The organism is Wansuia hejianensis, from assembly GCF_014337215.1.
Taxonomy (GTDB): domain Bacteria; phylum Bacillota; class Clostridia; order Lachnospirales; family Lachnospiraceae; genus Scatomonas; species Scatomonas hejianensis.
The window spans coordinates 3,425,570-3,438,773 of sequence record NZ_CP060635.1 but is presented as its reverse complement, the minus strand read 5'-3'; the positions used below and the strand labels follow the sequence as shown (position 1 = coordinate 3,438,773).

10 protein-coding genes and 1 pseudogene are annotated in these 13,204 nt (G+C 45.4%); 4 read left to right on the top strand and 7 right to left on the bottom strand.

Annotated features, from left to right (window positions below):
* Position 1: 1 nt before the first annotated feature.
* The 3 genes and pseudogenes from H9Q79_RS15735 to H9Q79_RS15725 form a co-directional block, all read left to right on the top strand.
* Positions 2 to 805, top strand: a pseudogene (locus H9Q79_RS15735) (hypothetical protein); the annotation flags it as partial.
* Between the two features lie 78 nt (positions 806 to 883).
* Positions 884 to 1,225, top strand: a complete 342-nt coding sequence (locus H9Q79_RS15730; protein ID WP_118648886.1) for a transposase — start codon at positions 884 to 886, stop codon at positions 1,223 to 1,225.
* Positions 1,222 to 2,130, top strand: a complete 909-nt coding sequence (locus H9Q79_RS15725) for an IS3 family transposase (protein WP_118648884.1) — start codon at positions 1,222 to 1,224, stop codon at positions 2,128 to 2,130. The genes H9Q79_RS15730 and H9Q79_RS15725 overlap by 4 nt, the downstream gene beginning before the upstream one ends.
* On the opposite strand, the gene H9Q79_RS15720 is transcribed toward H9Q79_RS15725, so the two are convergent.
* Genes H9Q79_RS15720 through H9Q79_RS15710 form a run of 3 tightly spaced genes read right to left on the bottom strand, consistent with a single transcriptional unit; the run spans position 2,087 to position 5,992 of the window.
* Positions 2,087 to 2,437, bottom strand: a complete 351-nt coding sequence (locus H9Q79_RS15720; RefSeq protein WP_118648525.1) for an MptD family putative ECF transporter S component — start codon at positions 2,435 to 2,437, stop codon at positions 2,087 to 2,089. The genes H9Q79_RS15725 and H9Q79_RS15720 overlap by 44 nt on opposite strands.
* Positions 2,438 to 2,448: 11 nt before the next feature.
* Positions 2,449 to 4,191: an ABC transporter ATP-binding protein gene (locus tag H9Q79_RS15715; RefSeq protein ID WP_249328707.1), complete on the bottom strand. Its 1,743-nt coding sequence runs from the start codon at positions 4,189 to 4,191 to the stop codon at positions 2,449 to 2,451.
* Positions 4,157 to 5,992 (bottom strand): ABC transporter ATP-binding protein, encoded by a 1,836-nt coding sequence (locus H9Q79_RS15710; protein WP_249328706.1) that lies wholly within the window; start codon positions 5,990 to 5,992, stop codon positions 4,157 to 4,159. Before H9Q79_RS15710 ends, H9Q79_RS15715 begins: the two co-directional genes overlap by 35 nt.
* Before the next feature lie 279 nt (positions 5,993 to 6,271).
* Here H9Q79_RS15710 and H9Q79_RS15705 point away from each other — a divergent pair, with 279 nt between their 5' ends.
* A complete protein-coding gene (locus tag H9Q79_RS15705; protein ID WP_249328705.1) occupies positions 6,272 to 7,228 on the top strand; it encodes a helix-turn-helix transcriptional regulator in 957 nt (318 codons plus the stop codon).
* A gap of 423 nt (positions 7,229 to 7,651) precedes the next feature.
* On the opposite strand, the gene H9Q79_RS15700 is transcribed toward H9Q79_RS15705, so the two are convergent.
* From H9Q79_RS15700 to H9Q79_RS15685, 4 genes are all read right to left on the bottom strand, one after another.
* Positions 7,652 to 8,176, bottom strand: a complete 525-nt coding sequence (locus tag H9Q79_RS15700) for a hypothetical protein (RefSeq protein WP_118648515.1) — start codon at positions 8,174 to 8,176, stop codon at positions 7,652 to 7,654.
* Positions 8,177 to 8,672: 496 nt separating this feature from the next.
* Entirely contained in the window at positions 8,673 to 10,250 is a 1,578-nt protein-coding gene (locus H9Q79_RS15695) for a type IV secretory system conjugative DNA transfer family protein (protein ID WP_118648513.1), read from the bottom strand.
* A gap of 23 nt (positions 10,251 to 10,273) precedes the next feature.
* Positions 10,274 to 11,191, bottom strand: a complete 918-nt coding sequence (locus H9Q79_RS15690) for a plasmid recombination protein (protein WP_249328704.1) — start codon at positions 11,189 to 11,191, stop codon at positions 10,274 to 10,276.
* A gap of 668 nt (positions 11,192 to 11,859) precedes the next feature.
* A complete protein-coding gene (locus H9Q79_RS15685; RefSeq protein WP_249328703.1) occupies positions 11,860 to 13,182 on the bottom strand; it encodes a helix-turn-helix domain-containing protein in 1,323 nt (440 codons plus the stop codon).
* Positions 13,183 to 13,204 lie beyond the last annotated feature (22 nt).

The following is a 13,204-nucleotide window of genomic DNA, read 5'->3' as shown; positions in this document are numbered from 1 at the left end:
CATGCCGGAACAGAGCAAATTTGAAAACATGGATTTGTTTGCTTCCCTTGAAGCGATTATGAAGCAGAACACAGGCTTTTACCAGAGCGACTTAGACATTGACAAAGAGATTATCGCAAAGGCGGCGGCAAGCCCCCACAGGGAGGACAAAACACTTTTGTGGTTCTGCCGCCCGTCCGGGACGCACTGTTTCCGGGAGCGCGACGTTTTCCTCAAAGACACCGCGCCCCACAACACATGGCGTTTCTACATGGAGCAGACAAGCGACCGCGTTCTTGCCTATGCAATCGAGCTGACGGGAAAGGAGCGCGGGAAAATCAAGGGCAATCTGTACGAACTGGACTACTCTAAACATTATGAGCGCGTCAAGGAAAAGGAGCTGCCCGCCGATACGGTGAAGCTGATTTATGAGCATGGGGAAAGGGTACAGGAAGCCGGGAGATATTTTGACGGAACCCCAGACCCGCAGCTTGGGAAATTTGAACGCTTTGAAGCCGTACCCAACGACCCGGACGCGCTGCAATCGCTCTTACAGGAAGAACGGCGCAGCCGGGAGCAGCTTTCGCCGGGGGATTTCAAAATGCATATCGCAGCTTTGCGGGACGGGCTGATTGAAACGGAAGCGCGGCGCATTGTGCGGGAAATGAAGCGGCATTACGAGCCGAACAGCCCGAACAAGACCCATTTCATGGCAGAGCTTTCCCCGGCGTTCATGCGGCTTGCAGCCACAAAGGACACTGACCGCCTTTTCTCCATGCTGCCCTACAAGACCCTTTCCTTTTCCAAAATCGAGGGCAGACATGGGATGATGTCGTATAAATAAAGTTGGCACCTTATTCTCAAAGAATTCATGTATAATAAAGAGAATAAGGAGGAACTCTCAATGTCACGTACTCAACGTAAATACGACCACGAATATAAGATCCAGGCTGTCAAACTTGCCAGAGAAATCGGCGGTGCTAAGGCAGCCAAAGAATTAGGTATTCCAGAAGGAACCATCCATACATGGCTGAAAGCAGTTAGAGCCGGTACATTGGATATTGGCGACGGTGCACATACTCCAGAAAGTGCCATGAGTCTCGCTGAGGAACTTGCTATGCTCCGCAAACGTGTTAAGGATCAGGATAAAGAAATCCGGCGTCTAAAAGAGGAAAATGAATTTCTCGAGGAAGCAAGTGCTTTTTTCGCAGCCAGCCGTCGGAAGTCAGCAAGAACCAAAGAATGATGTTCATTGCCATAAAAACGGAAGACGGCGCGATTAAGGGAAAACTCTCATTCTATTGCCGGATGCTTGGTGTCAGCCGCCAGGGGTTCTACAAATATCTTGCTAATAAAGACCGGCCCTGGAAATATCAGGATCTCGCTGATGCTATGATAGCAATCCATACTGAAGATGAATACAATGATACATATGGGCGCATTCGCATGTATCAGGCACTTCTCCTTAAGAAACCGGAAGGACTCAAGATTCCCAGTGAGCGAACCGTCTACAGGGTCATGGATGAAATAGGCCTTAGTCATCAACCAAAGCGTAAGCCGAATGGTATTACCAAGGCTGATCGGGAAGCTCGTAAGTCAGATGATCTTCTGAAGCGAGATTTCAAATCCGACAAGCCACTTGAAAAATGTGTAACTGACATTACAGAAATCAAGGCTAAAGATGGGAAACTGTATGTTTCAGCTATCTTTGACTGCTTTGATTCCGGTGTCCTTGGTCTGGCAATGGAAACCAACATGAAAGCAACGTTGTGTGAGCATACCCTGGATAATGCCTATCTGGCATATCCTGATCTGCGAGGGGCTATTGTACACTCTGACAGAGGAACACAATATACCAGTGAAACTTATCGTAAGGCTCTTGCTAAATACGGTATTATTCAAAGCATGAACAGTGCTGGTGGCAGGTGCCACGATAATGCCCGATGCGAAAGCATGTGGGCCAGAATGAAAAGTGAGCTTCTCTATGACCGCTACAATACGGAGACTATGACCATAGAGGAACTGAAGGTTCTCATTTGGAGATACTTCATCAGTTACTGGAATAACAGGAGGATCTGCTCTGCCAACGGTGGGCTTCCTCCGATAATTAAGCGACAGAGATACTACCAATCTCTGGAACAGGCTGCATAGGCAGTGATATCTTTGAGATAAATGTGTCAACCAATATTGACAATATCACATAGACGCTGCCCGTAAACAGGAAGTACAGACCATAAATCATTGGGATGATAAACTGCGTGCCGATTTTCGGGCACTTCTTTATAAGCAGGACATAGATGATACCGTTAATCAACCCCGCAAGGCCGGGCACGAGAAAATAGACAAGCTGCAAATTTGCCGCAAACGGCATGGCGGTTACAAGCGCGATAGCTGTTTCCACGCAGGCCAGCAGCAGGACAATGACAAATTCTTTCAGACCTAATACCTTTTCTTTCATTTGAAAACCTCCTAAGATTGTTTGAATGTATAATCTCCAGCTTGGCTTTGCAGCCCCCACAGCCGGGCATATAATCCTTTTTGCCCTGCAAACTGGTTATGGGTTCCTTTCTCTACGATCTTCCCATCCTGTAATACGAGGATTTGATCGGCGCTGCGTACTGTTTTTAATCGGTGCGCAATCATAATGACCGTGCGTTCTTTGGAAATCTCGTCCAGCGCTTTCTGCACCATTGCCTCATTATCCGCATCCAAAGAGGCAGTTGGTTCGTCCAGCAGAAGAATCGGTACATCTTTTAAGAATGCTCTGGCAAGAGAAATCCTCTGGCGCTCACCACCGGAGAGCGTTGCGCCTCCTTCGCCAACAACCGTATCATATCCTTCCGGCAGGGCAGAGATAAAACCGTGGCAGCGGGCTTGCTTACACGCATTTATCATCTGTTCTTCCGTAATGCTCTCATTGCCAAAACAAAGATTATCCCGAATGGTTCCACGGAATAAATAGGCGTTCTGCATTACCATAGAAATGTTGGAAAGCAGACTGTCCGTTTGAACTTCACGAATATCTTTGCCATTCATCCAGATATGCCCGGCCTGATAATCCCAAAACCGCGCCATCAGGCGGAGCAGGGTGGATTTTCCGCTTCCTGATGGTCCTACCAATGCAGTCAGCAAACCGGAAGGCGTATCAAAGGAAACACCTTGGATAATCTCTTGTCCCTTTGCGTAATGAAATGAAACATTCTCAAAGGAGTAGGAATTTCCGGTTTCTATCTGTTCTTTCCCCGTCGGTTCGTCTGTTGTCATCACCTTGTCTAACCGCTCGCCGGAAGGAAGCATCCCGCGCAGCGCGGATATGCTGGTGACAATCATCAACTCCGCTTCTACCAGTTTAGTCGCTAAGACGAGAAAGCCTGCAAAATCCAAAACAGACAGTGTGCCGCCGATCAGCAGATAAAGCCCAACCGCAGCAGTAATAGGAACAATGAACTTTACTAAAGAAGAACACAAGGTGGACAAGCTGCCTGCAACTGCTTCTTCTTTCAGCGATTCATCCCGCAATTTCCGCATGGCCGTTTCCAAAGCATGAAATCCGTCTCCTGTACGGTGGTATGCCTTCAGGTCTTTCATACCATAAAGATATTCATTGATTTGCGTAGCCGCATGGGTTTTTGCAGCCATGACCTGCCTGCTGTGTTTTTCTTTGATTCGGGCAATCCCGAACATAAGCGCCGCGCAAACCGGCAGCATACCGAACATGGCAACACCCATGCGCCAGTTATAAATACTGATCCATACAATACAAATTGCCAGCAATACGCCAACGCCAATGGAATAAGGCAGCCAGTAACAAAGCGTGTATTCCACATTTGAAAAATCATTGGCAAAGGAACTAATCAGCTCCCCAGATTCTTTGGATGAAAAGAATCCCAGCGGCTGGCGGCGCAGCTTTTGGATATATGCCACCCGTTTTTTCGCCGTATCACTGTAGGCGCACCCGTAAGTGAAATAATAGGTTATCATCTCTATTCCATATTGAAGCAGGATATATCCCAAACCTGTGGCGGCAAGCGTGATAAGAAGCTGCAAATCCAATGTGTAAGGCGGCACAAAAGCCTGCCCCAGCGTATAGATTGCCATATACGCCAGAATTGCTGGAAGCATACTGAACGCCTGCGAAAGAAACAGCCATACGGTGGGCTGAATGATTTCCTTCGGCCTATGGAAGGTGAATTGCCGGATTATCTGAAACATGTGCTGTCCCTCCTTTCATCCGCCAGCTTTCGGTTTCGTTCTGAATGTCCCACAGATGGGCATACAGGCCATGCTTTTGAAGCAAGTCTTTGTGCGTCCCGCTTTCTTTCAGCCGTCCGTTTTCCAAAACGAAAATCATATCTGCGTCCTGGATAGAGTAGAGGCGGTGTGCGATCATCAGAACGGTTTTTCCTTTCAGTAATTCTGCCATACCTTCCCGCAATGCAAGCTCGTTTTCTGCATCCGTAAAAGCCATCGCTTCATCCAGCACGACAATCGGGGCACTTTTCAGAATCGCTCTTGCAATGGCAATGCGCTGCGCTTCTCCACCGGATAATTTGTGCCCGCCGTCACCTAATTTGGTATGATAGCCTTCCGGTAATGCCTGAATAAAATCGTGGCAGCGTGCGGCCTTTGCAGCATACTCAACTGCTTTTTGAGTTACATTTTGGTGCATGGCGATATTGTCGTACACACTTTCAGCGAATATATAGGTATCTTGAAATACAAAGGCAACCGTATTCATAAGTGCCTTGGTGGAATAATCCCGTATATCCTTTCCACCAATGGAAATGCTTCCGCTTTCCACATCCCAAAATCTTGCCAGCAGTTGCCCGGCTGTGGATTTTCCACCGCCCGACGGTCCGACTAAAGCCGCGAAAGAACCAGCCGGAATGTGCATTGTGACATGCTCCAGCGCCATGCGCCGCAGAGGGTCAGCCGCTTTTTGGTAGGAAAAACTCACATCCTGAAAGCTAAGCTCCGCAGAAACCGGCGGGGTATCGCACGTGCCTTCCGCTATCGGTTCCATCTTCATAACGTCCTCGATTTGATCCATCCGCACAGCCAGATTCCGAAGGTCTGCGCCAAACTCCACCAATTCCATCAGTGGGCTGATGACTGCCGGGCCGACAATCAGAAACATCAACAGTTCCATCATTAAGCTGTGATCGCCGGGATTCAGATACAGCAGGACACATCCCACAGCCAAAATAAAGGCCAGTACAGAAAGCGTGATGGTTTTGTAAGCGCCGTAAATAGGCGTAACCCGTTTTAAGTAAGCCACCATGCTTTTCCGATTTTTCTCTATCAGATTGGTTAGCCGTAAAGCTGCGGCCTCCGGCTTTCCAAAGATTTTTTCTTCCTCCATCCCGGACACATACTCTGAAAAGGCCGCGTCCAGTTCTGTGGAAGAACGGTTGAGATCCGTCCAAATCTTCTGCCCACGCTTCCCTCCGAAAGCCGAAAACTGAATGATAAACGCGAGCACCAATGCGGCAACAATCGTCAAAGCAAGCGGTACATTGATGGAAAACAGCAGCGCCGACAGCGAAACCAGCAAAATACCGGCTCCTATGAGGTTCGATACATCGTGGGCGATAATATTTTCCATTTTCTCGATGTTATCATTCATGGTCTTTTGTACCGCACCGGATTGCCCTCCTGTGAAAAAGCCCAGATTTAATCTACCCATGTGATTCAATATTCTCATACGCAGGTCATAAAGCGCATGAAAGGCACAGGAATGGCAAACAAAACTGCCAATAATTGAAAGCACTATGCCAACGGCAATACTTGCCAGCGTAATTCCCGCCCACAGCCATGCAGCGGACACGTCTACAGCCGTATTGTTTAAGGACGCTTCCAGAAAGATACGGACGATTTGGTAGATCGTATAGAATGGAACGCCCGACAGCAATATGCTGACAGAGGAACAGGCTACGCCAATGATATATCGGGCAGAACTGCATCGCGCGGTTTGGAATACCCGCAGGACAGCGTTTTTCTTTGTCTCTTTCATAGTTCTCCTTTCTCTGCCTTTCAGATTTGCTGTTCGGAAAGACAAGTGTTTATCGTTGGTTAGCGTAAGCTAACCAACGGACATTATGCAACACTTCCTGCTTTCCGTCAAGCGGCCTTACAGTGCCTAAAACACACCGCAATCATCCGGGTGTATTGGAAAAACCCTTGATTTTATGCGGTTTTCTTGTTATACTTTATATTGTTGGTTAGTTTTTGCTAATCAAAAATCGTGCCAAAACAGAAAAAGATGTGCCATTTCCGTATAGAGGTGATTACTATGATTACAATTCATAATATAGATGAAACATTGCTGTTTTATGGTTCTCTGGGAGCCGAACAAAAAGAAATTGGAAACTGCACTTTGTTTACTTTTTTCGATAAGACTTCCTATGTCCGGTTTTGGGGAGATTTGCATGGTTTTTGTGTGGCTTCTGTTGACGTTATATTTCCAAAGGATATAGTGTTCCGTTCGCAAATCCAACAGAGATATATAGGGATCGGCTTTACGGAAGAAGGACAAATGATTAGTTATAACCGAAAATCCGAAATGAGGAAATCCCGCAACGGCATAGACTGTTATGTTTTTAATTCTCCGGTCCCTCTTTTTATGAAAATATCCGGTGGGCAGCGGCTCCGGTTTCGGGGAATGTATTTTCAGGAATCTTTTTTTCGAGAAAATAACGTGTCTCTTTATGACAGCTTTTGGGAGGATGCTAAACAATCTCTAACCTGCAATGAGATTCATTCACCGGAGTTGTTATCTATCTATCGGCGTATTGAAAATTGCTCACTTGCAGGAGACGCATTTCAGCTTTGGATGCGTGGACAGGGATTGACTGCTGCGAGTTATCTGCTGGATTTGATGCAGCGATATACTTCGGCTTCGCCTGTTTACCTAAGTGAAGATGAAATTGCAGCCGTTTTACAGGCAAAGCGATTGATTAAAGAAAACATCGGCAGTGTTCCCACAATTCTTGAACTTAGCAAAAGCGTTGCTCTTAACAAAAACAAGCTCCAAAAAGCATTTCAGCTTACAGAAGGCAAAAGCATTGGGGAATACATTCGGGCATTGCGGATGGAACTTGCTCTGGAACTTCTTGAAAAAAGCGATATGTCCACTGGCGACATCGCAAAAGCAGTTGGCTATCATGGAGTATCAAATTTCTACCATATCTTTCAGCAGAGATTTGGAGAAACGCCGCAAGCAGTCCGAGTATTGCTTCAAAACAATTAGAAATTCAGTTATATTCATAGACTGTTTTCACAGATTGGCAAGCAATGCAAACATGTACATGTTTGCGATTTTGGCGGGTTTTCTACTCGCCAAAATGCTTGTTGAGGGATAACCCCCAAGCCCCCAAGATCGTCCCCATTCGGTGACGGCTGCGTGTCCTACGGACGCTGAAAAATTTTAAGAAGCAAAAGAAAACCTCTATGCAAATGGTTCGTCCATTCACATAGAGGTTTCTTATTTCCCGTTCACTTGGCATAGGTTAGTATTTTCGCAATACTTCTTTATGCTCCTCTGCTATTCTGGCAAGTGCCTTTGTGAACTTATTCCATTTTCGTCTGAAACTCGCAAGAATTTTTCACTTGACAACCCAATAAGCGTATTTTATACTTAGAATTAAGGAATGGGTTTTTACCAAGTAGAATCTTATGATTTGAACGGGTTGCTCGTTTCTTTTTTTATGTCTAAAATATCATACAGATACATTTTCCCATCATTCGCATGGCGGATCAACATAGACGCATGGAACACATTATATCGTTCAACTTCGCCCCCGTCATCATAGACTGGCAAAGCGAAGCGAGAATTATATCTGTACCAGCCATTTGCGGCACTTCTTTGATGCTTTTCCCCTAAATTTTCCCTGTAATGTTTTCCAACTGCAATCTCCAGCATTTGGGGGATCCCCTGTGATGCATTGGCCTTTGCTTTCGCATTCGCACCTTTTAAAGAATAGGTATATCGGGAACCCGTATACTCATCCGGCAGGTCATTACCAATATACACGATATCATTTGTATCGGCTATTTCATAAAACTCACCCACATAGGACTCAAGATACATTTTAACAGCATCCCAATTGATAGACTTTTTCCCTTTGAAAATAATATCATTAATTAGAACGATTTTATTTCCATTCAAGTCTGTGATTATGCTAATATTTCTATCCAACAGAATATCCTCCCTATAAATTAGTAGCTTCCAGTCACTTCCTGCCATTAAGTATAGCAAGAAGCAGCTGGCATAGCAATCAAAATCAGAACTTGCGTTTCCGTAGTTTTATCCACAATCCTATGATTTTACCAGCTCCATAATCAATAACGTTTGAAAACAAGGAATTTCTTTTTATGTAAAATTAAGCTACCTGTGAAATAGCCAATTATAAATCCCCGTAATGCTGCAACCTTCGTAATTTATAATTTTCATTTCCATCTCATTACTCTGACAGTGTGCTTTCTAAAACAGCACACTGTCAGAGTATCGTTTCCTAAACGGAGCCTTTAATTTGCGGTGATGGAAGTATTCATAGGACATGTAATATGCTGGCTAACAGTTCATTGCAAGCAGAATATTTAAAACCGTTTATTCCTCACCTTACCTTGATGATTGATTATTCATTTGCATACATGGATTCACTCTTTCTGTTTTAGGGGTCAATTTTGACCCCTTATTCATAACACTTAATTTTCTCTGCTTTAATATAGCGTCCATTTGCGTAGATAATTAATTTTTCATCAAGATTTCCAAAATCCTCTGGCTGAAAGATAGATTCTCTGGATTCATTAATACTTCTGCTGACATCTTTTCGATTCTCCGAATTACTTATTCTAAGTACTTTCCGCGTTCCAATCAGTTTCTGGAAAAACTCCCTGGATTTGGGATCCTGTGCAGACAGGATAGAAATATATGCGCATGTGTCAATGATTTCCCTGCAGCCAGCTTCTCCGTATCGTTTCTCGATTTGCGCGATGGATTGCTGCGCTAGGAACAAGGTAACTCCTTTCGACCGGAGTGTAGATAAACCAGCGGACAGTGTATCAAACTCAAAACGCAGCTGAGGGAACTCATCCAGCAAAAAGATAATAGGACGTAACTTTTCTCCTCTGGAAGCATCTGGCCTTCTCATAAAACCGGTCATAAAATTTTGTACGATCAATGTCGTAACCGGGGCATATACCTTGATCTTATCCTGCGGAATTTCAATGTAGACATCGTGTCCTTCCTCAAGAGTATTGACAGATATAACCTCACCTCTGCCGTTTAACAGTGTTTCCAACGGCCCACTGCCAAAGGGCAGCAGCGCCTTGGAAATTGCATTGTAGCATCCGGCAACGTTTTTTTCGTTGGATCCCCAATAGCTCGCCAAATATTCCTGCGCTTCGCCACAATCTCCATCTATGATTTTTTCAACCCATTCGATTGCATTGCCATGCAATATTTCCGATACAATTTCCGGAAACGTAATCTGTGCTTTTTGATGCAACAGGTACAACGAAATGCCACAGAAAAAATTACGACCTCCTTCGACAAAATACTTCCCCGCAGAATCGCTCTCATCCTGCACCAAAATAAATGATATACGTTCTAGGAAAAGCTTCCGTTCATGGACTGGTGATTCTGCAAGCCCTTCAATCGGATTGAAATGGCAACTGCTTTCAGGCTCTTCCGGATTAAATACCTTGATTCTTCTTTTGTCTTTTGTGGAATTTAGTATATCTCCTTTGATGTCTATCGCTAAAACACTGCCAGCAAACTGCAATGCCGTTGGTATGATCTGCCCTGTGGTTTTGCCGCAACCTGGCAAGCCAAATGTGGCCAGGTTTCCTACTCCTTCCGAATCCCGTTTTATGATTTTTTTGCCATATTTCCCTAACATGACTCCTTCCGTTTCTTTCCATGATATTTCAGGCAGGCAGTCTGCATCCATCTGATAGGGGTCTGCATCGGTATAATAATCTATCAGTTCCGAATATCCCCGTTTGTAACGCCTATAATCCTGGCTGTAGCTTCGGCCACGCGTTTTTACCCGGTATACCGAACGCCGGATGCTGAACGCACAAATCAAACCAAACATGATTCCGCCGAAAATCCAGCTAATCGGGGTGCATATGACTCTTACCGGCTCTGGCAACTGCTCTGCCAACAGATCACTTAACTTCGGGACACAAATGCAAATAACGATACCTACTGCTACCAACAGGATCAGATGATAATTCCAAATAAATTTCAAGATACGTGCTCTCATGTATGACTCCTTCGTATAAATTTTTATAATTCCTGCTCTATGTCACGGTTTCCCCAATGCATCTGGGTTTTCCATCCTGCTTTTCCGGGAACTGCTGTGCTGTTCACACGTTTTTGCAGCGCCTTCACTTGTTCCTTTAACACTTTGTTTTTTCTTTCCAACTCATTATTCCTCTGTTTTTCCTTGGCCAGTAGCTTTTCCTTTGTTTCCAGCTTTAACTCCGCGACTGAACGGTTGCTGCCTCCGGTTGCGCCGTTATAGACGCTTCCTTGAATTCCTGCTTTATCGAGCCATGCCTGCAACTCTGGATGGAATGTCTGCAGATGTTTTCTATTTAAAACCCCTTTAAAGTCCAGCTTTTCTGGATATTTATATTTCTTTGAATGATCCAGCCTGTTTTTTGCTTTTTCATATCCACGGGGATCCTCCTTATATTTTTCCTGAATCAATTCTAGTTTCTCTGCATATTCTTTTTGATTGTCCACTTCTTTTGTGGCAAGAAATGTATAATGCATATGCGGTGATCCGGCTATGACTTCACCTTTTCCGTTTTTAACTCCTTCATCAAAATGAGTAATACACTGAATACAGTTCTTTTCGCCGTATTTGCTGTTCATAAATTCATAAACAGACTCGAAAAAAGCTTTTTGCTCCTGTTTTGGTAAATCATGTGGTGCAGTCACACACCATTCCGCCGTACAGATCGTGTCTTTCCGATCCATCTTGTAGACAGACTTCATACGCTGACGGTAATATTTCATTGACTGCCGATGATCCCCCGCATCCCTTCCGCGGTCTGACGGATGCAGCGTATAGTTCAACGCCATCCGTTCCTGGTCGATCTCAATATTCCGCGGGGCCTTCCCTGGGCCATATTCACGGGTATTATGGCACAAGTGATAGTACACACCCGATTCCGTATGCTTCGTTAATGCTGCCATCAAAACCTCCTTCTTCTGTCCGTTTGCAATGATTGTATATGCCACTTTACAACGTATAATTCTCCCCAAAAGTCGCTCTACGCTCCAAACGGGAAGAATCAGGGAAACAGCAAAGGTCGCTCTACGCTCCCAATCCTGCTTCCCTGCGCTGCCCGTATCTTCATACGGCCAGCTTGTATACGTCACAGAACATTGTGGCATATACAAGATATACCAAAAATTCCACTCCACTGCCGTGGGCTCCATTTTTGGTACCGCTTGCTGTGCGCGCTTATCTTGTCCAAAAGGGGCGCTCTGCTCCCCTTTGGAGAATCCCCTCGGTCAAGGCGCTGCGCTCCTTACGAAAGATACATTCTTCGCTCCTGCTCAGAACGTCTCTTTCTATCCTGGCTTCCCTTCGGGCTGCTTCGCTGCCCAAAGGGAATGGGGCACTGCGCTGCCCCAGCAGACAAACCGCATGCCTCTGACGAGCCCTGCTGTCTGCTCCCTACGCTTTCTTCCCGCCGTACTCTGGCCGGAAGAAACAGTGGTCCGTTCCGTCCCCCTGAGGAGCGTCTGCTCCTATCCCATTTTAGGGGCTCTGCCCCCACAGTAAGCACAAAGGTCGCTCCACACTCCCAATGCGTTTCCTGCCCCCCCCGCAGGGATCTCCTCCCTGCACCCAAGAATCATGGCAGTTCCTCTCCATCTTCCAGGAGTTGCTTTTTGAAGAGTTCCTGTTCCAGCTTTTTGTAGTCATATTTCCTTTGCGGAAAATGATTGAACTGTTTTTCCGGTGGGTTATGGCCATTTTTTGCTGCATATTCACTGACCGCCGCTTGGCATGCCTGGCTGTGCAGGCTGCGATACAAAGATGTCAGCAGGTAGGAAATGATATTACGTGGTCTCTTTTCAATACATTTCAAGTTAGACATTACCGATTCGACCTGTTCACGGGTTAATTTTGAAAATTCCATTTGCACCAACCTTGTATCATTGTCGGATCGCCCAAAGCGGATTGTCTCGCTGCGGCACATATACACCTCATTTGTCAATGTTCCTACAATATCCTCAAGAATCTGCAGCTCTCTTGGGTCTTCCCGGTGTGCCGCATGTATTTTTTTATAACCAATTGCAGCTTTAAGCGCCCGCTGTATTTTTTTCTGCTTCTCTATCGGCGGGATCGTTTTTTTCGGCAAATTGCGCAACTGTTCCCGGTATTGTTCTTCCGGTATATCCGGACTTTGTTTGACGCCATCCGGTTTATGAGGTGTTTTTTTGTCTATGTATCCCCTTCCGTTCGGAGCCTCTGGATAAGATAAGAAGGGAGAAACTTTTGGTATATAAAAATCTTTATTATTATCTTTATTATCGTCTTTATTATCGGGTGATGTTTCATCACCCCTCCCCTGATGTTTCATCACTCCCCCCTGATGAAACATCATCCCCCCTGCGGCACGAGAACCTGTCTCTTCGGGTTGAAAACCGCCTTTTTCCGGGATGGATGCCTCATTTTGCAAAGGTTTTCTTTCGTATTCCAGGGGGGGTGATGAAACATCATCCCCCTCTAATAGCGCTTCGGATACATGTGACAATTCATTTAATTGTCTGATATTTTCGTTATTTGCTGATGACTGATCCGGTTCTTCGGTTCCTTCTTCCTCCTGGAGACTCATGCCTTTCGGGTTTTCATGGCAGTTATTTAAGAAAACCAGCCGGTCAGGATTAATTCGATAGCGGTTACACAGACCGGTATCTTCATTGCGCGCATCTTTCAAAATCAAGCCATCATTGACCAATTTTGCCAGATTGCTCGTAACGTTCCGCTGATCAATCGAACACCATTCGGCAATATACGCACGGGAACCATGAAACCAGCCCTCCTCATCCTGTGAAAAGCCATAGATAACTGCATAAATCAGCAGTTGGTTTCCCTTCAAATGAAGCTCTGTTACCATCCATCCCTGGATATTCAAATAATTTGTTGCCTTTAAAACCTTAAGCTCGCTCATAGATTCTCCCACCCGGTTTTTT